Raw genomic sequence first — 18,533 nt, 5'->3', positions numbered from 1 at the left:
TGTAAATCAGTCCGGCAAGCAGCTGCCGCTCGGGACTTTAATTTTTTCCTGAACGTCCATGTGACCGTACCGCCGACCGCATATGCCGAACGTTCGAAGCCGGAATGAGACTCACTGCCGACACGGCTTTACAGGGCGTTCGTCTTCCCCCGGGAAAATACGTTTTCCAGCGCCAAAGCTTGCTTGTCCGTGAAGAACAACCCCAGGGACATTCCGAACAGCGCCAGCTCCAGCTCGTAACCTCCCGCGAACCCTAAGCTCAGCTTTGCCGTAAAGATCGCCACAAGCATAATGACGGCGAAAGCCGCCGCAATCCAGCGCGTTCCAAGCCCGATCAGCATAAGGATGCCTCCCGCCAGCTCAACAACCGCCACTACGTACGCCATGAACCCGGGAAGTCCCAGACTGCCGAAAAACCCGGCAACGCCGCTAAGCCCGCCCTCAAACTTCTGATAACCGTGAACGAGAAAGATCAAGCCGAGTACAATCCGTAAAATAAACGCTCCATACTGCCATTTGTTGATTGAATTCATTTTTTAATTTCCTCCTTGGTTTTACACTACAATCTGTAGTGTTTATAATCGCAAGAACACTACGATTCGTAGTGTCTGTGCTTAAAAAATTTCAGAATAAGATCTGGACGAAAAGCCAGGTCAGCATGACCAGAACATACACGGAAATCATGGTCGGCGTAAGCGGCGGCCGGAAAGAAATCGTGGATTCCGGATCGACAATTCTTCGGATTCTGTAATTGATCGAAGTATCGGCGAAAGATGCGTACGCGAACGGCATGGCTACCGTACCGCCTCTTCGGAGCAGCTTCAGCAGGGCGCTGCCGAGATCGCGCGATGAGCCCTGACGCGAAATCGCGTAATTGTCCGCGAGTATCTCCCGTGCGATTTTGTACTGGTGGTGAAACCATTTCAATACGGGAAGATACCACAGCACCGAAGCCAGTAGCGAGAGGAAGAACATGCTGCGCGGATCTGCCGTCTGCTGATGGTGCAGCTCATGATGGATAACGGCCTCGGCCTCGCTCGCCTCCAGCATATTCAGGAGTCCGGTGGACAGGACGACCGCCGGCCTGCCGAACCCCATCGTCAGCGCGATCGGCTCGTCCGACACGACCACGACGATGTTACCCCGCGCTTCGGGGTACATCCGGTTCAGCTCCGCAGACAGCTTCGTATGCCGGTATGTGCCCAGCTTGGCGAAAATTCTCCGGGACAGGACGAACTGCCGGAGGATTTGCCAAAGACTGTACCCGAACGTGCCGATCACAAAGACGTCCAGCAGATGGGCAATAGAGAAAATACCTTTCGAACGCATCCATTCGGTGCAGACATCCAGCACGTTAAACCCGATTCTGAGACCGAACAGGACATGCAGGGCATACATGGTCATCTGAAACAGGACAACGCCCGCAATCAGAACCGACGAACGGAAAATGAATCTGGACCGGGACTGCCACATGTTACTTGTCCTTCTGCAGATCCAGGATTTTCTGTTGCAGCTTCTCAATAAGCATGGGATCCACCTCTTCCAGGGCATCGAGCATATGGTTGACCACCAGTGACGATCCGAATTCTTCCATAAGCTCGTGGGTCAATTCTTTCGACTGGCATTCCAGAAACTCGTCTCTGGATTGGACCGGCCTGAACAGCGACGTTCTTCCGTCCATTCTTTTCGACAAGATTCCTTTATCCAAAAGCCGGTTCATGACCGTCATAACGGTGTTGAAGTTCACAAGCTTCTCGCGTTCCAGCGCGTGCTGGACATCCTTGATCGCCATCTCGGGCCCGTCCCACAAAATATTCATGATCTTGGCTTCCAGAGGTCCGAAGAACCGGTTAAGCCCGCTTTCGTTCGTTTTAAAATTATGAATTTTCACGAGGCTGCCCCCTTCCACTACCCATTGTAGTGTTCGCGGCATAACGGTGTCAAGTGCACATCCGCAGGGACTTGTATACAGGGGTCGAGGCGGTAGAAGCGAAGATGTGCTATAGTAATAAAAAAGGTACCGTGAAAGGAGGCCGTCCCATGGAAATTATCCCCGAGCAGTGTAAAGTGGTTGTGGCTCTGGACATGATTGTCGGCAAATGGAAACCCCTGGTCATTCAACATTTAATCAGCAAAGATACGCTCCGGTTCAACGAGCTCAGAAGGTTGATGCCCGATATTACCCAGCGTATGCTGACCCTGCATCTGCGGGAGCTGGAAGAGCAGGATATCGTACGGCGGGTTGTGTATCCGCAGGTTCCTCCCAAGGTGGAATACTCCATCACGGAGTACGGCCGGACTCTGGAGCCTATCCTCCACTCCATGCACGTCTGGGGCACGGCCCATGTCGAGCATATGAAGCGCCGGAATGCCGAAGCGGCGGACGCGGAAGGCCGCGCGGTTTCGGCCCGGCCTTAACGCCCGGCCTGCGGACGCCTCGGCTCCGCAGGTAGGCGCGCGCCGCCCTGTTTGGCAAGCTCGCGCCTCGCGATGCGGCAAATCAAGCGGCGGGTACGACCCGCCGCGGACTCGGGCTGCCCCATAGCGCGGGCCGCAGAGCCCGCGCAGCAAAAAGAACCTCCGTCCCTGACAGGGGAAGCGGAGGTTCTTTTTGCTGCGCCCGGCCGGAGCATTTCCGGCCGGCGGCTCCGGCACTCGCCGGGAGCGGTTAGAAGCGTTTCGCCGCTTCTTTCGCTTTGGCGATGGCCGCTTCTTTGATAGCCGGAGCTTTATCCGGCATAGCCGCCATGCCTTCTACGAAGATGCCTTCGAAAGAAGGTACGCCGTGGAACTGCATGATTTTGTTCAGGAAGCTGTGTCCGCTCTCGAAGCTCGCGGCAGGACCTTCGGAGTAAATGCCGCCGCTTGCTTGGATATGAACGGCTTTTTTGTCGGTCAGCAGGCCGACCGGGCCGTTTTCGGTGTACTTGAACGTTTTGCCGGCGATGCAGATGGCATCGATGTAGGCTTTAAGCACCGGAGGGAACGAGAAGTTCCACATCGGGGATACGAAAACATACTTGTCGGCCGCAACGTACTGCTCCACGATGTCGTTCAGACGCTGAACTTTCGCCTGCTCGGAAGCGGAAAGCTGGTCGAACGAGGAACCGGAGCGCAGCTTGCCCCAGCCGCTGAATACGTCCGCGTCGATTTGCGGAATATCCGAGTTATAAAGATCGAGGGCGATGACTTCATCGGCCGGATTGGCTTCGCGGTACGCCTCGATAAATTCTTTTCCTACCGCCATGCTGTAAGATGTCTGGTGATCGTGCGGGTGAGCCGTAATGTATAGGACTGTTGCCATAATTGAATTCTTCCCTTCTTTTCGAAAATAATCTTAACTTCAAACTAATTATGACTCAAATTTTCCGTTCTGGGAAGTAGGCACATCCATGTGGGTTAGGATAAAAAAAGGTACTGTAAACCCACGAGTAACAGAATAAGCCCCATTTCCGCGTTGGAAATGGGGCTTATTTTCGGACCGGCCGTATTATTTCGCGACTTTGACCCGTTCATCGACCGGTTTGAATTCTTTGTCGCCCGCAGGCGCCGTCGGCTTGCCGAAAGGCATCTGGGCGATCAGCTTCCACGATTCCGGCAGGTTCCACGTGCTTTTCACCTTTTCATCGATCAAAGGGTTGTAATGCTGAAGCGACGCTCCAAGCCCTTCGCTCTCCAGTGCCGTCCAGATGACATACTGAAGCATCCCGTTAGACTGTTGGGACCAGTTCGGGAAATGATCCTGGTAGCTCGGAAACTGCGCCTGCAGCCCCTCAATGACGGACAGATCTTCGAAAAACACAACCGAACCGTGTCCGCTGCGGAAACTGTCCAGCTTCTGCTCCGTGGCGGCAAACCGGTCTTCCTTGACGATTGCACGAAGAATTTCTTTGGCGATATCCCACAGCTTATGATGCTGCTCTCCGAGAAGCACAAGCACCCGGGCGCTTTGGGAATTAAAGGCGGACGGCGTATGTTTCACCGCTTCCTTCACAATTTCCACAATCCGGTCGTCCGAGACCGGAGATTCCCCGCCGATTGCGTAAATAGAACGTCTTTCCCGGACTGCCTGCAAAAATGAATCCGCTGACATACGTATCCCTCCGTTTTCGTAGAAGTGAAGTAATTGTAATTTGCCGCTTTGTACCCGTTCCTATGCAAAAGCTGAGCCACTGCAGGAGGTAAAAGGACAATCACTTCTTAATTACCCGCCGCGGAACGTCAGGAATCTGTCTGATCTTCCGGCGAGAAAACGACATTCGAGCACAAAAACGTGCGGTTCAAATTCTCGCTCTGCAGGAAGCCGATCCCAGCCACGTGTGGGGGTTTCCCGCCCAGCACCAGCCCAGCTTCGGCTTGCCGCCGCTTATCCACAGCGCGCTGACCCTCCGGTCGCCGCATCTGGAACCGCAGAGAGAAAACCCGTGATTTTTCTGCAGCACGTCCGGAAAATGGGTGATTATGGCAATCCCCTCCTCGATCGTCAGCGGTGAACGGTTCCATTCCGCAAACGACTTCATGGCTTCATTCGGCGTCCGGTTCAGCGTTTCCGAGCCCGTATCCACGTCCAGGATCAGGTAGGCCTCTCCGGCAGGGAGCTCCACGCTTTCGATGGGATGAAAACGCGCGAGATCCTCGGCTTCCATGACGCTGAAGCCGTTTTTGCCGCTTCGCTCGACCCGCTGCATCATCTGATCCGGGGGAACTGTCTCCGGTTTCAAGACAAGGACAAACGGGAGGCTTCCCTCTTCCGTCTTGCGGCTTTCCCGCATCCGCTCGGCCGCTCTTTCTTGTAACGGAGCCAGAAGCTCCCGGAATCCCGATTCCTCCATTCCCGCTAAACCGTGATAGCCTTTGCTTATTAAATTTCCGATTTGTCTCTCGAATTCCGCTTCAAACGTCATTCGTCCGCTCCTCTCCGCCAGTACCGTTTTATAAACTCTTTGTCGCTTCCATTTCATTGTATAACATGCATGCGAATTGCAAGTTTTTTATAACGAAATCCTCTATATTCCTGCTTTATCTGATAAAATACTTACAACCTTACTTGAAGGTTTAGATTGGAGCGGAGGTTAATCTCATGAATTTCAGACCCGTCGATATCGCCCGAAAGCTGAACGTCAGCACCAGCGCTTTAAGAAATTACGAAGCGGCAGGGCTCGTCCCGCCCGCGGAGCGCACTGCTGCCGGACACCGGACCTACACGGAGCTGCATGCGGCTTATTTCGAGTGCATCCAAGCGATGTCGCCCGGCTTCGGCATGGACGTTACCGCAGAAGTGCTGCGCCTGCTCCAAAAAGGAGAACGGAGCCCCGCCCTCTGGTGCATGACCGAAGCGCAGGCCGCTCTCTTCCGGGACAAGCGGTCGGCCGACGAGACGCTCGCCTATCTGGAAAGCGGAGAGGCCGAATCTCCCCCGGAAGAGCCGGAATCCGGCGGAAAAAGCATCGGCCGGGTTTCGGCGGAAACCGGTGTCCCGCGTTCCGCTATCCGCTACTGGGAGAAAGAGGGGCTCGTCTCCGCCGCGCGGAATCCGGTTAACGGCTACCGGACGTTTACCCGGCATCAGGTGCGCAAAATCCGGCTTATCCACACGCTCCGGCAGGCCGTTTATTCACAAGAGCTGGCGGAGCTGAAACGGGCGATCGGGCTTCTCGATCCCGCCAACCTGGAAGCGGCCAAAACCATCGCCCGCGATTCGCTCCGGTATCTTGAGCGGATGAATCTGCATCAGCTTAAGGGCGCTTACTCCGTCTACAAGCTGTGCGAGAAGCTGGATGTGCCGCTTTCCCCCTCTCCTAGGGAATAATGGCAAACCTGTTGGAGCACCTTATGGATAACGAATCCAAGGGTGTGTTCTGCATGAGTCTTTATCGCAAGCTTCTCCGGGCGGCCCGAAGCCCGGGACAGGGGGATCATCTTACGGACCCCGACCCGTTAAAAGCCCCACCTGCCTCCGATTCGATTGCCGTCAATATCGGTTACCTTCAGCATGCTCTCTGCCATACGGAAGATTTAAAGCGGCAGCCCCTGCCTTTCGCGGGTCGGGACGGGACGCTGGTTTACCTCGAATCCCTGGTCGATCAGGATAAAATACAGCTTCACGTGGTCCAGCCTCTGCACGAAAATACAAGCCAAGAGCTGGATAACTTGTTTAACATTCTGGAAACGACCCGCGAAACTCCGCTGGATAACGCCGTCAAAGCCTTAATTCAGGGAAAATGCGTTTATTTTCTGGAGGGCTTGCAGGGGTTCTATATTTTGGCAACGGAAGCCGTTTACAAACGGAGTGTGGAAGAACCCCAGAACGAAGGCGTGATCCGGGGCCCTCATTACGGCTTCATTGAAGTTTTGAACGTAAATTTGTTTCTGATCCGCAAGCTGATCTCAAGCCCTTATTTGACGGTCCGCTATTTCCTGGCCGGCACGCATACGCAAACCCGGATAGCCGTCGTTTATATGAAAAATATCGCCAATGACGAGCTGGTTCGGGAAGTCGAGGAACGAATCCGGGCCATCTCCGCCGATGCCGTTCTGACTACGGGAATTGTTCAGGAGATTACGGAAGATCATCCGTTCTCCATGTTTCCGCAGCATTTGGCCACCGAGCGTCCGGACCGGACCGCTTCCAGTCTAATGGAAGGGCGCGTAGCGATTATTACGGATGGAAGTCCGACCGTCCTTATCGCTCCCGTTACCTTCTTCGCCTTTTATCAATCCCCCGACGATTACAACGGGCGCTGGATCGTCAGCTCTTTTGTCCGGATGATCCGGATGTTCAGCTTTCTGCTGGCGTTTACGCTTCCGGCTCTTTATATCGGGACGGTTTCCTTTCATCCGGACATTTTACCGCTGGAGCTTGTTCATACGATCAAAAGCTCGCTGGAGCGCGTCCCTTTTCCCGCTATCGTCGAAGCCATGCTGCTCGAGCTCATATTCGAGCTGCTCCGTGAGGCGGGTATCCGGCTGCCCAGCCGGGTCGGACAGACGATCGGAATCGTCGGCGGTTTGGTCATCGGGGATGCCATCGTACGGGCCGGACTCGTTTCCTATACGATGATTATCGTCGTTTCGCTGACCGCCATCGCCTCTTTTCTCGTTCCGTCCCATGAAATGAGCTCGGCCGTACGGATTTTGCGCTTTCCGCTGATGATCGCCGCTTCTATTTTCGGATACGTGGGGATCGCTTTCGGCCTGATGCTACTGACGATCCATTTGTGCAAGCTGGAGTCTTTCGGCACTCCCTACTTTTCACCTTTCGCACCGCTGAGAATTAAAGATATGAAGGACGTGCTTGTCCGTTTTCCTTCTTGGCTGCTCAACGCGCGTCCCCATGACGCCGATCCTAAATTTATGAAGCAAGAAGAGGCGACTTCAAGGAGCTGGAAACGGGATGAAGATTGAACCCAAAGACACCATTTCGCAAGGCCAGCTTTTTCTGCTCATCATTAAACTTCAAATCGGTGTCGGAATTTTGTCGCTGCCGTACCGGCTTCATCAGCTAGCCAAAGGCGGAGGCTGGATATCGGTTCTGATCGCCGGCTTCTTCCTGCAGTTGATCCTGATTATGATGTGGATGCTGATGAAACGGTTTCCCTCCTGCAGCGTGTTCCGGATCGCAACCCTCTTAACGGGCCGTTATGCGGGCGCTCTGATCGGAATTGCCTACGTCGCTTACTTTCTGCTGGTCGGCGGCGTCGTCATGATGGGCGCGTTCGATATCATCAACCGCTGGATACTCCAGAACACTCCGCGCTGGGCGGTGTTGTTCCTGTTTATGCTGACGGGCGTGTATTTGATCCGGGGCACGTTCCGTACGATTACCCGTATTTTTATCCTTTTCACGTTTCTCATCGGGCCTATGATTTTCCTGATCGGATACGGCGTGCACCGCGCGAATTTCCTGTATCTGCTTCCGCTCAACGAAGCGGGAATCTGGAATATCATTCTCAGCTCGAAAGAAACGATTACCGCCATGTACGGGTTCGAGCTGATTCTCATCATTTATCCTTATGTAAAAGGAAACCATGCGGGCAAACTGAAAGCCGTCTCGGCCGGCACCTGGTTTGTCGTTTTGTTTTACGCTTTCACGGTATTTACCTGCATGACCGTATTCAGTCCCCCTCAGCTGAACATGATTCCGGAGCCGGTCATGTATCTGCTCCGTTCGCTGCCCTTCGGGGCGATGGACCGGGCGGATCTCTTGTTTCTCCCCATCTGGATGATCTCCATGGTCGCATCCATGACGGGCTACTGCTATGCGGCCGCTTTCGGCATCGGCCATCTGCTGAAGCATAAGGACCACAAAAAAGCCGCTCCCTTCGCGGTCCTTATTTCTTGTGTCATCGCCTATTTGCCGCAGACGAAAGAACAGTTCGAACTGTTTTCCCATGTCGCCGACGCGTCGGCTTATTTTTTCCTGATCGGCTTTCCGCTTCTGCTCCTGCTCCTGTCTTATGTCTTTAAAAAGAAAGAAGGTGATCCCGCATGAAACGGATCGGTCGCATCGGTACCGTACTGCTTCTGCTCGCCGTCCTGCCGGGCTGCTGGGACGAGGACAGCTTGAGAGATGCCCGCCTGGGATACGGATCGGGGTATGATCTTACGCCCGACGGCGAGCTGATGCAGACGATCGAAGTCGTCGATGAGCCCCAACAGACCGAGCAGCAGGGGGCGGCGAAGAACGAAGTGGAGTCCGGATCTGGTTATTCCGTCCGGCAGACAAGCGATATTATCCGGACCAAGGTGACCGGCGATATCCGGTACTTTAAATACGGTTTTATGCTGTTCGGCCGTAGTGTGGCGGAAAAAGATTTGTATCCGTACCTGGATATTTTGTACCGCGACCCGCGCAATCCGACTTCCCGGGTTAAAGTCGCCGTCGTAGACGGGACAGCGAATGAAACGCTCCGGTTGAAGAAGGTCGGCAGCATTCTCATCGGTGAATTTATTACGAGGAAAATCGAAAGCCTGGAGGAGATGAGCGTTTTTCCCGAGTTGTCGCTGGAAACGATGCTCGTGATGCTCCTGGATCCCGGCCAGGATTTCGTGCTTCCCTACCTGAAGCAGGACGGAAAAAACGTCGCGGCCATCGGGAACGCCCTGTTTCACGATCAGCGGATGACCGGCAGCCTGAACGTGGAACAATCCATTCTGTATTCGCTTCTCATGGGCGCACATAAAAAAACCGCAAGATTTGTGCGGAAAATCAAAGAAGGAGACCGGCACAATCTGGAGAATTACATCACATTTGATGCCGGGGGACAAAAAAGCAAGCGAAAAATGAAGGTTCAGGTCCGGGACCGTCATGTGGATGTTTATCTGGACCTGAACCTTCCGGTTAAAGTGACGGAGTTTGCCGAAGATCATCTGCATGAGAAGGATACGGTAAACCGGCTCAACAAAGATTTGTCCGATCTGCTGACCCGGGACGCCGAAGCCGTCCTCCGGAAGCTTCAGGAAAGCGGCTGCGACGCGTTTGGCATCGGCAGACGGATCATCGCCCACCATCCGGCATTATGGAAATCCATGGACTGGGAACAGGAGTATAAAAATGTTCGCTTTCACCCGAAAGTTACCGTCAAAATTGTGGGCTCGGGCGTATTCAACTGAGTCCCTCCGGGGTTCTTGCCCGGGTTGAAGGCTAGCCGCCCCGGTTCCAGGAGGCGCTGCCGTCCTCCGGCATCCCCGGCAGGATCAAACCGTCGTCTATCCGCAGAGAAATGCCCGTCACATACGAAGCCTGACCGGATGCCAGCCATACCGCAGCGCCGCCGATATCGCCGGGCAGACCTATTCTGCCAAGTGGTACCGTCACGGCAAATTTGTCCACCTGCGGTTCCGGCTCCCTTACAAGGACAGCTCCCGGAGCCAGGCAGTTGACGCGGATTCCGTAGGGCGCCAGATCGAGCGCAGCGGCTTCGGAAGCCCTCTTCAGTCCCGCCTTGAGGCCCCCGTATGCGGCGTCACCGGGATACGCCCGTTCGGCCCGCGAGGAAGTAATGTTCAGGATGCATCCCTTGACGCCCTGCCGGATCATTTGTCGGGACGCATCCCGCATCAGCAGCAGAGGCGCGCGAAAATTCAGCCCGTACAAGTTGTCCAGATTTTCGGCGGGCAGCTCCTGTATGCGGCCGTACAGTCCGATACCGGCATTATTCACGAGAACGTCGAGGCGGCCGAGGATTAGCAGCGCCTCCCCTATGGTCGCTTCCGCGGTTTCGAGCTTCCTTAAGTCTCCTTCGATCACTCCGCACGCGTCTCCCGACAAGCGTGAGATCTCATGGGCCGCTGCTGCGGCAGCCTCCCTATCCCCATAATGGGTTATCGCGACCCGGTAACCGGCGGCGGCAAATTCAAGGGCAATGCCCCGTCCGATACCGCTGCTCCCTCCCGTCACGAGCACGGCGGGCTGGGGTCCGTTCTGTTTCTCGGACATATCATCTCCTCCTTCGTCTCTTCAATCGTCCCGGAGTCAGCCGGCAGAGCCGCTGTTCAGCGCCGCTTCCACGGCGCAAAGAATGAGTTCGTGGTCCTCGATCACATGAGGCAGCTCGCCGGGCTCCACCCAGATCCGGGCCGTGCATTCGTTCTCCCGGGTGAACGGGTGGAGGGAGGTAATATCCATCCGGTAAAAAACCTGATAACCGATGAGCGGATATTTGCCCGCCGGATCGAAATTCGGATTATGCTCATGGCTCACTTCAATCATTCCGACCGGACGTATCCGTCCTTCTACGCAGCCTTCCTCCAAGCACTCGCGGCGTAAAGCCTCTTCGGGAGTCTCGTCCGCTTCCACATGCCCGCCAGGGAGATTGAAGCCCCTCGTCTTAACGCGGACCAGCAATATGTTGCCTTCGTAAAAGCAGACAGCGTGTACGCTTGTAACGCCATTGAAGGGGGGCGCAGCCGTCGACATCCAGGTCAGCTTTACAAGATGGCCGCCCCAGTCGGCCTCGATCGTTTTGGAACTCACTGTATGTTCACCTCCGTTCATCCCGGTTCATTTCCGTTCACCTACGTGCCCTTCTATTTAACTCCGGAGGGTCTCCTCGCCTTCGAGGTATATGCGTATGCAGACGCCCGCTCGGAGTCTCGTCTTAGAACAAGCTGTTTATGATTTTGACGCGGCGACAATCCGGCTATTCCGAGCGGGACCAGGCTGACTCCATTCGGTGCCGGTTGCTGCGGGCTTCCTTATTCCGCTTTCCTCCATATGGACAGGCTTCTTCCTTCCGGTTCTTTCCATAGTATGACACCTGTAGGAAGCGCCTTCATTTAGTTCTCTATTAAATATAGCTCTTTTAGATGCAAAAAAGAATCTTCCAGAGATAAGGGTTCCTGCGTGCCGGAATTCAGCGGATTGCCCGGCTGTCCGGCCAGTGCAAACAGCCCCTGTCCCGGTAAATAGGACTGAGGCTGCTTTGTTTACAAACGGAGCAACGAAAGACCGGATGAGTTCCGTTCGATTTTCCGCCCGCCTATTTAATTACGTGCCGCGTTCCGCTTTTCTTCTCATAAAACAACTGGCGGTTCCGGTTAAACACGCAGCGCAGAACGTGAATAGCGAACCAGGCATTAAACAGGAACATGGCGAACGTCGCAGCGACCATAAGGATATCGGGAAGATTTTCGATCCCCGCCCGGATATAGAGCTGGTTCAGTCCCCCGACGAATAGATACAGCAGCCCGTACCGTACGAACAGTTCGTAGAGCGTTATTTTGTCGGATTTGCCTTTGAGACGGATGCGGACGATCCATTTGCCGAGCGTCTGGCCGTTCGTGAAATAAGGCAGCACCATGAAATACAGCACGACGCCTGCCACATAAGGGACCGGAACGTTCAGTACGGCCAGAATGGCAAGTACCGGACTCATCACGAACCAGTCGAACAGAAACGCGAGCCCCCGTCTGGTGTAAGTGACGCGTTTGGCCGCCAGGTCCACTTTGTCATCGAGCGATTCGATCTTTGGCAGCAGGGATGAAAGCCATTCCGCCGCGACGTATCCGATCAATCCCCCCGCCGTATTCATCATCAGATCGTCGACATCGAAGAGCCGGTACGGATAGTCGTAGATGCCGTAGAGCCCGGTTACCTGCGTGATCTCGAAGAACAGAGACAGCCCCAGCGAGAATAATAGGCATTTGACCCAGCTTGTACGAAAATAATACCGCAAAAAAATACCGAACGGCACGGTCAGCAGCACGTTAAAAACCACTTGAAGGAACGCCCGTTCCTTCAACAGATGCAGATAGGTGCGAGGCTGATCCGCCACCACGGCCGTTTCCTTCACGATGTCTTCCAGAAAGTGAAACGGAATCCACTGGGCATACGACTCCACCGCCGGAGGCGTATTATGGATGCTCGGAGGCAGCGGCAGAATGATCAGAAACAAGGCGTTCATCATGTACAGAAGAAACAAATAAAGCAGCAGCGCCCTGTAAAAATGAACATACCCGTACTTGCGGTACTGAACGATCAGAAACGGGAGCGTAAACAGCACCGCCGCGACGGGAAACGACAGAAACGCGTACGAAATCGGAAACAAATAGAAACTGAGCATTGTAAACACCTGCTGTAAGAGATTGGGTGAAACATTGATTTTAGCACAAGTAATGCCGCTATGCACATCATGCCAAGAGCAGCGGTTTCGTATACGCATATGTGCTCTTGCATACCGAAACCTCAGAAGCATCACTAAAAGGCCGGGCATCGCCGAAGCCGGAATAAAAAAAGGACTATACTTTTAACGAACGGGCCTTTAAAAAGGTTCTGCGTTCCAAACGCGAGTCATGTCGAACGGAGTCAAAATTATTCGGAAACCCTTCGCCGGACAGAAGGGATATCCCTTTTCAAAACGATCCAAAAATGACGAAAAAACCTGATTTAACGCCATTTTGTGTGATTTTTGTGACGCTTGGAGGAACTTGAAAATAACTGTTAACTTTACGAGTACCTTTGTCGATATAGGTCATACAACCTACAACGAAGAGGTGCGCGAATCTTGGAGAAATCTTCTATCATTGGTATCATTCTGGCTATCATCGCCGTAGGCGTCGGCATGGTTTTGAAAGGGGCAAGTTTGACCGCTCTGTTCAACCCGGCCGCTCTGCTTATTATTTTCGTCGGAACGGCAGCCACGCTTTTTATCGGATTTTCGGGCGAAGAACTTAAAAATTTCCCTAAACTGCTGAAAATCGTTTTCACCGAGCAAAAACTTATGCCAAAAAAAGACCTCATTAACATGGTCGCGGACTGGACGGCTCTTACCCGCCGCGAAGGTCTGCTTTCTCTCGAAGAAAAAGTGAACGAAATCGACGATCCTTTCCTTAAAAGCGGAATGCGGATGATTATCGACGCCAACGATCAGGACTTCGTGCGCGAAGTGTTAATGGAAGATATTGCGGCTATGGAAGAGCGTCACCGGAACGGCGCTCAAATTTTTACACAAGCGGGAACGTATGCCCCTACTCTGGGGGTATTGGGAGCGGTTGTCGGCCTCATCGCGGCGCTGAGCAACCTGAACGAAATCGAGAAGCTCGGCCACTTGATTTCCGCGGCGTTCGTCGCGACTCTTCTCGGTATTTTTTCCGGTTACGTTCTGTGGCACCCCATCGCCAATAAATTGAAGCAGAAATCCAAAAAAGAAGTCACCCTGAAACTGATGATGGTGGAAGGCCTTCTGTCGATTCAAGCCGGCATTTCCTCTTCCGCCGTCAAACAAAAGCTGCTTGTTTTCGTACCGAGCTCCCAGCGCGAAGACGAGGGCGCTTCGAAACAAGCGGGTACGGACAATGAGTAAAAAGCACAGGAAGGAACATCATGAGGAGCATGTGGACGAGTCTTGGCTCATCCCCTATGCCGACCTTCTGACGCTGCTGCTGGCCTTGTTCATCATTTTGTTCGCTTCCAGTCAGGTGGACTCGAAAAAATACGACAGCATCATGAGAGCTTTGAACTCGGCTTTTACCGGGGGAACCGGAACTTTTGAAACCTCGGCCAAAATCCCCCTGAACCGGGATACCAGTACGGCACTCAAGCAGCATGACAACCCGAATCCGTCGGAAAGCGAAGCGCTGCAAAAGCAGTACGAGGCCGAGCAGGCCGACCTGGAGCAGCTTAAGCAAAAGCTGGATCAGTACATCACGGACAACAAGCTGGGCTCCGAGCTGACAACGACCTTGACCGACGACCAGCTAATGATCACGATCCAGGATAAGGCCTTGTTCGCCTCCGGGTCAGCCGTCATTAAACCGGAATCGCGCCGTCTGGCCCAAGCCATGACCGATATGCTGAGCCAATATCCGAAATACCGGATCGAAGTGGCCGGGCACGCGGACAATGTGCCGATCAACAACAAGGAATTTGATTCGAACTGGGATTTAAGCTCCAGACGGGCCCTGAATTTCATGAAGATCTTGCTTGAAAATAACGGAATCGACCCGAGCCGATTCCGCTCGATCGGATATGGCGAGTACCGGCCGGTGGATTCAAACGATACGGCCGATGGCCGGGCCAAAAACCGCCGCGTCGAGGTAAGCATTATGCGCGGCGTCAAAGCGTCGGATGTGAAGAAAAGTGCCGACGCGGGTGAATAACTTTATTAAAAAACAGGTTCCCGTAGAATACGGGAACCTGTTTTTTTCTGCTGCCGGGGCAATGCGCGGGATACGGCTGACCATGCAGGGACGGATCGTCCCCCGGGATTTACCCTGTCGGAACAATTTCGGATTTGCGCGGTTTCCTTGGGCATGCGTGGGAACCTTATCGGACTGCCGCCGTCGTTTTTCAAGCCCCGGGTTTCGCGTCCACTCCATTACAGACGAAAAGTTTTTTCCTATCAAGGTGACTCAGCCAAAGCCACTCCGTAGGATTGCATGGCCGCCGGCACACCTTTGAACCTCAACCGCCCGCCGCTAATTAACGTCCACAACCGGTATTCGATAAATTCAACCATAACGGCGTTCTCCCAGCACTCCAATGCCTCCATTATCACCCGGCTGGCGGGGATGAATTTCTGTTCGCCGCCCGTTTCGCCGAGCTGCATTTTTGCTATGAGCGTCATAAGAGCTTCGTCATAGCTGTCTTCGTCAGCCTGCACTATTTTGCCGTCCGAATAAATATGAAGCTTCGCTTTCGTTGCCGACAGCTCCTCCCATTCCCGGATGTAAGCTTGCCGCGCCTGCATGGACAAAGGCTGTTTCCGCTCTTCATGCAGACGAACGATTTCCTCAATCGCTTCCAAGGTAAGAAAACCGAATGCGTAGGAATGCGGTACCGGATCGAAACGGCCGGCTATCCCCTCATACAGCTCGGAAATATGGCCGATATAGACATGATTCGGTGCATCCTGGAGAACAGCCAGGGCAAGACGCATCCCGATCTGCTCATGGGCATGCCAGCCCGTCCAGATCGTAATCTCCTTCTCGGCAGATATGGCGCGTATAGTCTCCAGCACGGTATCCAAACCATGCCGGATTCCCGTATATTGGGCGTGCATATAGCCCCTAAAACGTTCGGACATCCATTCCAACCGGTACTTTCGCCCTTCGTCCGTCTCCAGCTTCGAGACAGGTCCTCCGGAAAAGCAGTCGCTGAATGCAAATATCTCGCTCTCTTTCCTACGGCCTAGAGTGTTTAGCGCGCATTTTAAAGCTCCCGCATCGGACAATCCCATCACAATGTGAACATGGCCTCGCTTTTCTTCGGTTTCCGCCCGTTTTCTGGCCAAGTGTCCGTTCCATATCTCTAAAATTTGTTTTTGGAGCGTATGCTCTTTCTCCAGCAATTCGTCGTAACGCTCCGCTTGCTCCAGCATTTGCAGAAGCAGACCTTTAGCCTCATTGGGATGAAGGGCGTAAAGTTCATCGAGCAAATCCGTTCTTTTCAAGTGATGCACCTCATTTATAAGGATTGCGTTATGTTAAATAATGGTATCCGCTAGTTTCAGCATAGCATTCTTCCGCAAATCCGGCTATAACACAGGTTTCGCCTGCCTGTATACTGCCGGCTTTTGGCTAAAAGGGAGGCCCTCCTCCTAAGCAGACACAAAAAAAGACTGCCTTAGCGGCAGTCTTTTTAACACGTTGGAATTAAACGGTCGAGGCGTCGAGCTTTTCGTTGGCAGCGGAACCCGATGCGTCTTTACTTTCCGGAGTGCGGCCCATAAACCACAGCGTGGACCAGATCAGAAGGAAGCCGACCAGCTGCCCGATTGTCAGAGCCTGATCGAATACGAGCCAGTTGATCAGGACACCTACGGCCGGGAACGACAGCTCCGCGATTGTGGCGAGAAACGCCTTTGTCGAGGACAAACCTTTATAGTACAGCAGCATACTGATCAGTCCCGGGAAAAACGCCTGGAACAGCATGTTCACAATAATAAGCGCCCATTCGCCCGTTCCTTTATGAAGCTGCCAGGCATCTCCGCTCGCCATCAGAACGATGAAGAGGAGCGGTATCGCCAGTAAAAACCGGAGCGAAGTTACGATCGGGAAATCGAGATTTTTTTGCAGCAAATATTTGCCCATGACCGTTGATCCGCCCCAGAGGATCGCTGCCAGAATCGACAGCAGACAGCTCATGGTGCCCAGATCTTTCAGGCCCAGCGACGGGGATTGAAACCCGAATGTCAGCAAATAGGTGCCTGCGAGAGCGAAAACGATATATTTAAAAAAGCGGGCCGGCAGCGCTTCTTTCAGCAGCACGCGTGCCAAGGTAATCGCGAATAAGGGCTGAAGCTTTTGTAAAAGCAGCACGGCATTCGCACTTCCATGGGCAAACGCCGACGTGAACAAAATCGTGGCGATTGCCGAACCGCCCCAGGAAATGAACAGCAGCGCGCCGATGACAGCGAGCGTCAGCTTCCCGGTCAGCTGTTCGCGGTACCGGATCAGGACCGGAAGCGCGTAGCAGGCGAGCAGCAGATGTTCGATGAACACGATCTGCGCCGAGGTTAAGCTTTTCAGCAGCAGGATGCGGAAAAGCGGATCGAGCCCCCACAGCGTGGCGCCAAGCGCGACATACCAGATGCCGTTGATCCCTTTTCCCTTCGTTAAAACGGACTTTCCGTTAAGACCTAAAGCATTCTCCAATTCAAAAACCCCCTGTGGAATGTTTTGAATTGAACCTTCTGAAAAGAGACGATGCCCCCGCTGGAATTTCAACGGGGGCATCGACAAACAGACTTCATTAAAATGTAAATTTTAATGAAGCTGCTTTTCACCTTCTCCCATCCGGACTTTACCGTCGGCCTTGGAGTTGCACCAAGTCAGTCCCGGCCATAACAGCCGGGAGTCGCGGGCTTAAGGTACTTGCGTACCCATCACCGCCGGTTGGGACTTTCACCCTACCCCGAAGGTTCAATATTCAATTTCGTATGTCCTTTTGGTAACCTTTGGCAGTCGTTTCGTTGCTGAACCCTGCCAAATTTTTACGGTTAGGACACTTAACTGTAATTGAAATATTAACACTCTAAAATAAAAAAAGCAAGGGGTTTATACCCTGCTTTCTTTGCTTTTTAAGCAATTGGAAAGCGCATTTCCCGATATTTTTCCTACATTCATTCGAACTTATATAGTGCCACATCGTAATCAATGAAAACTTCCTCAATAATTTGTTCTACAATATCCCAATCCCCACCGGCTAATCCGCATCCAATATTATATGGCAGAGCAATCGACTGTTCTGACTTCATCGCCAAAGACTTTAATTCATTTAATGCACCACGCAATGCAATATAGTCTGTATGTCTTTTTTGAACTCCGTATCCGTATTGTCCAAACAAATTAGCAATGCATTTTCTATTCTTTGTTGAAACGATCTGACAGCGACCTAATAACTCTCCTTTGTTACTGCATGCTAGTTTATATTGCTTAAAAGCCTCTGGATAGTCACGCTTAATTAATTTAGCCAGTCCCGCTCCCATAACCCCCGTACAATTTACCTGATGGCCAATAATATCTTCAGTAGCCTCCATTAAATTTCCCTGTACAATCTTTACACTCATATCCTTACTCCTCTCATAGTTACCTCGGCAAAATCAAAAAATCATAGCCCAGTTTCAATCCTGATTTTGTTTTGGATTTCTAACTCCATTTCTTCAGCAGAGTTGGTAAGAGTTGTAACGTGTATGTGTGCGATCAATAAACATTTCATCGATACTAACCAAATCGCTGTATTGCTGAAGTAGGTTTGATGCTTGATATTTGCATTGAAACTCTTATGTATGTCTACATGTGAGGCTGAATAACGATTATTCAGGGACACTTTCTTACCGCATCGAAAAGTATAATAGTGGGTTTCTTCTTAGAAGATATATTGCTCTTCTTTTATATACGAACATCCGTTTGTATTATTCATTATACACCAAACACACGTTCTTTAATCAAGTGGTAATTCGTTCCTTAAAAATATTTTTTTATCAACTTTTTTATTATGAAAGTGAGGCTACAAATGGCTCACATTAAATGCTGCTTGATTAATTAGTTTTCATATTTGTTTCTTTTTATCAAGTAAAATACAGGTTTTTATA

19 protein-coding genes and 1 riboswitch are annotated in these 18,533 nt (G+C 52.5%); of the genes, 7 read left to right on the top strand and 12 right to left on the bottom strand.

Annotated elements, in window-relative coordinates; all coding sequences use genetic code 11:
- Window positions 1-128: 128 nt before the first annotated feature.
- The 3 genes from C4S74_RS15245 to C4S74_RS15235 form a co-directional block, all read right to left on the bottom strand.
- Complete coding sequence (locus C4S74_RS15245) at window positions 129-533, bottom strand: DoxX family protein (protein ID WP_103996146.1); 405 nt, start codon at window positions 531-533, stop codon at window positions 129-131.
- 91 nt (window positions 534-624) lie between these two features.
- The gene (locus C4S74_RS15240) at window positions 625-1,473 is read right to left on the bottom strand and encodes a M56 family metallopeptidase (protein ID WP_103996145.1); all 849 of its coding nucleotides are present in this window, start codon (window positions 1,471-1,473) and stop codon (window positions 625-627) included.
- Between the two features lies 1 nt (window position 1,474).
- Entirely contained in the window at window positions 1,475-1,891 is a 417-nt protein-coding gene (locus tag C4S74_RS15235; RefSeq protein ID WP_103996144.1) for a BlaI/MecI/CopY family transcriptional regulator, read from the bottom strand.
- A gap of 149 nt (window positions 1,892-2,040) precedes the next feature.
- On the opposite strand from C4S74_RS15235, the gene C4S74_RS15230 reads away from it, so the two are divergent.
- Window positions 2,041-2,418 carry a helix-turn-helix domain-containing protein gene (locus C4S74_RS15230; protein WP_103996143.1) on the top strand — a complete coding sequence of 126 codons (378 nt, stop codon included), beginning with the start codon at window positions 2,041-2,043 and terminating at the stop codon, window positions 2,416-2,418.
- Window positions 2,419-2,668: 250 nt separating this feature from the next.
- Here the strand turns inward: C4S74_RS15230 and C4S74_RS15225 are convergent, their stop codons facing one another.
- From C4S74_RS15225 to C4S74_RS15215, 3 genes are all read right to left on the bottom strand, one after another.
- Window positions 2,669-3,304 (bottom strand): FMN-dependent NADH-azoreductase, encoded by a 636-nt coding sequence (locus tag C4S74_RS15225; RefSeq protein WP_103996142.1) that lies wholly within the window; start codon window positions 3,302-3,304, stop codon window positions 2,669-2,671.
- A gap of 186 nt (window positions 3,305-3,490) precedes the next feature.
- On the bottom strand, window positions 3,491-4,093 hold the full coding sequence (locus C4S74_RS15220; RefSeq protein ID WP_103996141.1) for a nitroreductase family protein: 603 nt from the start codon (window positions 4,091-4,093) through the stop codon (window positions 3,491-3,493).
- A gap of 187 nt (window positions 4,094-4,280) precedes the next feature.
- Window positions 4,281-4,904, bottom strand: a complete 624-nt coding sequence (locus C4S74_RS15215; protein WP_103996140.1) for a DUF5701 family protein — start codon at window positions 4,902-4,904, stop codon at window positions 4,281-4,283.
- 176 nt (window positions 4,905-5,080) lie between these two features.
- Here C4S74_RS15215 and C4S74_RS15210 point away from each other — a divergent pair, with 176 nt between their 5' ends.
- Genes C4S74_RS15210 through C4S74_RS15195 form a run of 4 tightly spaced genes read left to right on the top strand, consistent with a single transcriptional unit; the run spans window position 5,081 to window position 9,612 of the window.
- Complete coding sequence (locus tag C4S74_RS15210) at window positions 5,081-5,809, top strand: MerR family DNA-binding transcriptional regulator (RefSeq protein ID WP_103996139.1); 729 nt, start codon at window positions 5,081-5,083, stop codon at window positions 5,807-5,809.
- Between the two features lie 53 nt (window positions 5,810-5,862).
- The gene (locus tag C4S74_RS15205; RefSeq protein WP_258042498.1) at window positions 5,863-7,404 is read left to right on the top strand and encodes a spore germination protein; all 1,542 of its coding nucleotides are present in this window, start codon (window positions 5,863-5,865) and stop codon (window positions 7,402-7,404) included.
- A complete protein-coding gene (locus C4S74_RS15200) occupies window positions 7,394-8,491 on the top strand; it encodes a GerAB/ArcD/ProY family transporter (RefSeq protein WP_103996138.1) in 1,098 nt (365 codons plus the stop codon). The genes C4S74_RS15205 and C4S74_RS15200 overlap by 11 nt, the downstream gene beginning before the upstream one ends.
- Entirely contained in the window at window positions 8,488-9,612 is a 1,125-nt protein-coding gene (locus C4S74_RS15195; protein ID WP_103996137.1) for a Ger(x)C family spore germination protein, read from the top strand. The genes C4S74_RS15200 and C4S74_RS15195 overlap by 4 nt, the downstream gene beginning before the upstream one ends.
- 31 nt (window positions 9,613-9,643) lie before the next feature.
- On the opposite strand, the gene C4S74_RS15190 is transcribed toward C4S74_RS15195, so the two are convergent.
- The 3 genes from C4S74_RS15190 to C4S74_RS15180 form a co-directional block, all read right to left on the bottom strand.
- Entirely contained in the window at window positions 9,644-10,438 is a 795-nt protein-coding gene (locus C4S74_RS15190; protein WP_103996136.1) for an SDR family NAD(P)-dependent oxidoreductase, read from the bottom strand.
- Window positions 10,439-10,474: 36 nt separating this feature from the next.
- Window positions 10,475-10,975: an NUDIX hydrolase gene (locus C4S74_RS15185; RefSeq protein WP_258042497.1), complete on the bottom strand. Its 501-nt coding sequence runs from the start codon at window positions 10,973-10,975 to the stop codon at window positions 10,475-10,477.
- A 505-nt stretch (window positions 10,976-11,480) separates the two neighbouring features.
- Complete coding sequence (locus C4S74_RS15180; protein WP_103996134.1) at window positions 11,481-12,563, bottom strand: VanZ family protein; 1,083 nt, start codon at window positions 12,561-12,563, stop codon at window positions 11,481-11,483.
- A 441-nt stretch (window positions 12,564-13,004) separates the two neighbouring features.
- Between C4S74_RS15180 and motA the strand changes: the two genes are divergently transcribed.
- Both motA and motB read left to right on the top strand, forming a co-directional pair.
- Window positions 13,005-13,802, top strand: coding sequence for a flagellar motor stator protein MotA (gene motA, locus C4S74_RS15175; RefSeq protein ID WP_103996133.1), 798 nt, complete (start codon window positions 13,005-13,007; stop codon window positions 13,800-13,802).
- Entirely contained in the window at window positions 13,795-14,598 is an 804-nt protein-coding gene (motB, locus tag C4S74_RS15170; RefSeq protein WP_103996132.1) for a flagellar motor protein MotB, read from the top strand. Before motA ends, motB begins: the two co-directional genes overlap by 8 nt.
- A gap of 242 nt (window positions 14,599-14,840) precedes the next feature.
- On the opposite strand, the gene C4S74_RS15165 is transcribed toward motB, so the two are convergent.
- The 3 genes from C4S74_RS15165 to C4S74_RS15155 all read right to left on the bottom strand — a co-directional run bounded on the left by C4S74_RS15165 (window position 14,841) and on the right by C4S74_RS15155 (window position 18,008).
- Window positions 14,841-15,890, bottom strand: a complete 1,050-nt coding sequence (locus tag C4S74_RS15165) for a DUF1835 domain-containing protein (RefSeq protein ID WP_103996131.1) — start codon at window positions 15,888-15,890, stop codon at window positions 14,841-14,843.
- Between the two features lie 202 nt (window positions 15,891-16,092).
- Window positions 16,093-17,094, bottom strand: a complete 1,002-nt coding sequence (locus C4S74_RS15160) for a DMT family transporter (RefSeq protein ID WP_103996130.1) — start codon at window positions 17,092-17,094, stop codon at window positions 16,093-16,095.
- Window positions 17,095-17,219: 125 nt separating this feature from the next.
- A riboswitch (FMN riboswitch) is annotated at window positions 17,220-17,365 on the bottom strand.
- A gap of 196 nt (window positions 17,366-17,561) precedes the next feature.
- Window positions 17,562-18,008, bottom strand: a complete 447-nt coding sequence (locus tag C4S74_RS15155) for a macro domain-containing protein (protein WP_103996129.1) — start codon at window positions 18,006-18,008, stop codon at window positions 17,562-17,564.
- Between the last annotated feature and the right edge of the window lie 525 nt (window positions 18,009-18,533).

The organism is Paenibacillus sp. UNC499MF, assembly GCF_900107975.1.
Taxonomy (GTDB): Bacteria; Bacillota; Bacilli; order Paenibacillales; family NBRC-103111; genus Paenibacillus_F.
The sequence above is the reverse complement of the archived record's forward strand: the minus strand, read 5'-3'. Positions and strand labels throughout refer to the sequence as shown.

What these genes read in the sequence shown, in the direction of transcription:
- C4S74_RS15245 (WP_103996146.1), bottom strand. Translation starts at nt 533, where the DNA reads ATGAATTCAATCAACAAATGGCAGTATGGAGCGTTTATTTTACGGATT.
- C4S74_RS15240 (WP_103996145.1), bottom strand. Translation starts at nt 1,473, where the DNA reads ATGTGGCAGTCCCGGTCCAGATTCATTTTCCGTTCGTCGGTTCTGATT.
- C4S74_RS15230 (WP_103996143.1), top strand. Translation starts at nt 2,041, where the DNA reads ATGGAAATTATCCCCGAGCAGTGTAAAGTGGTTGTGGCTCTGGACATG.
- C4S74_RS15225 (WP_103996142.1), bottom strand. Translation starts at nt 3,304, where the DNA reads ATGGCAACAGTCCTATACATTACGGCTCACCCGCACGATCACCAGACA.
- C4S74_RS15220 (WP_103996141.1), bottom strand. Translation starts at nt 4,093, where the DNA reads ATGTCAGCGGATTCATTTTTGCAGGCAGTCCGGGAAAGACGTTCTATT.
- C4S74_RS15215 (WP_103996140.1), bottom strand. Translation starts at nt 4,904, where the DNA reads ATGACGTTTGAAGCGGAATTCGAGAGACAAATCGGAAATTTAATAAGC.
- C4S74_RS15210 (WP_103996139.1), top strand. Translation starts at nt 5,081, where the DNA reads ATGAATTTCAGACCCGTCGATATCGCCCGAAAGCTGAACGTCAGCACC.
- C4S74_RS15205 (WP_258042498.1), top strand. Translation starts at nt 5,863, where the DNA reads ATGAGTCTTTATCGCAAGCTTCTCCGGGCGGCCCGAAGCCCGGGACAG.
- C4S74_RS15200 (WP_103996138.1), top strand. Translation starts at nt 7,394, where the DNA reads ATGAAGATTGAACCCAAAGACACCATTTCGCAAGGCCAGCTTTTTCTG.
- C4S74_RS15195 (WP_103996137.1), top strand. Translation starts at nt 8,488, where the DNA reads ATGAAACGGATCGGTCGCATCGGTACCGTACTGCTTCTGCTCGCCGTC.
- C4S74_RS15190 (WP_103996136.1), bottom strand. Translation starts at nt 10,438, where the DNA reads ATGTCCGAGAAACAGAACGGACCCCAGCCCGCCGTGCTCGTGACGGGA.
- C4S74_RS15180 (WP_103996134.1), bottom strand. Translation starts at nt 12,563, where the DNA reads ATGCTCAGTTTCTATTTGTTTCCGATTTCGTACGCGTTTCTGTCGTTT.
- motB (WP_103996132.1), top strand. Translation starts at nt 13,795, where the DNA reads ATGAGTAAAAAGCACAGGAAGGAACATCATGAGGAGCATGTGGACGAG.
- C4S74_RS15155 (WP_103996129.1), bottom strand. Translation starts at nt 18,008, where the DNA reads ATGAGTGTAAAGATTGTACAGGGAAATTTAATGGAGGCTACTGAAGAT.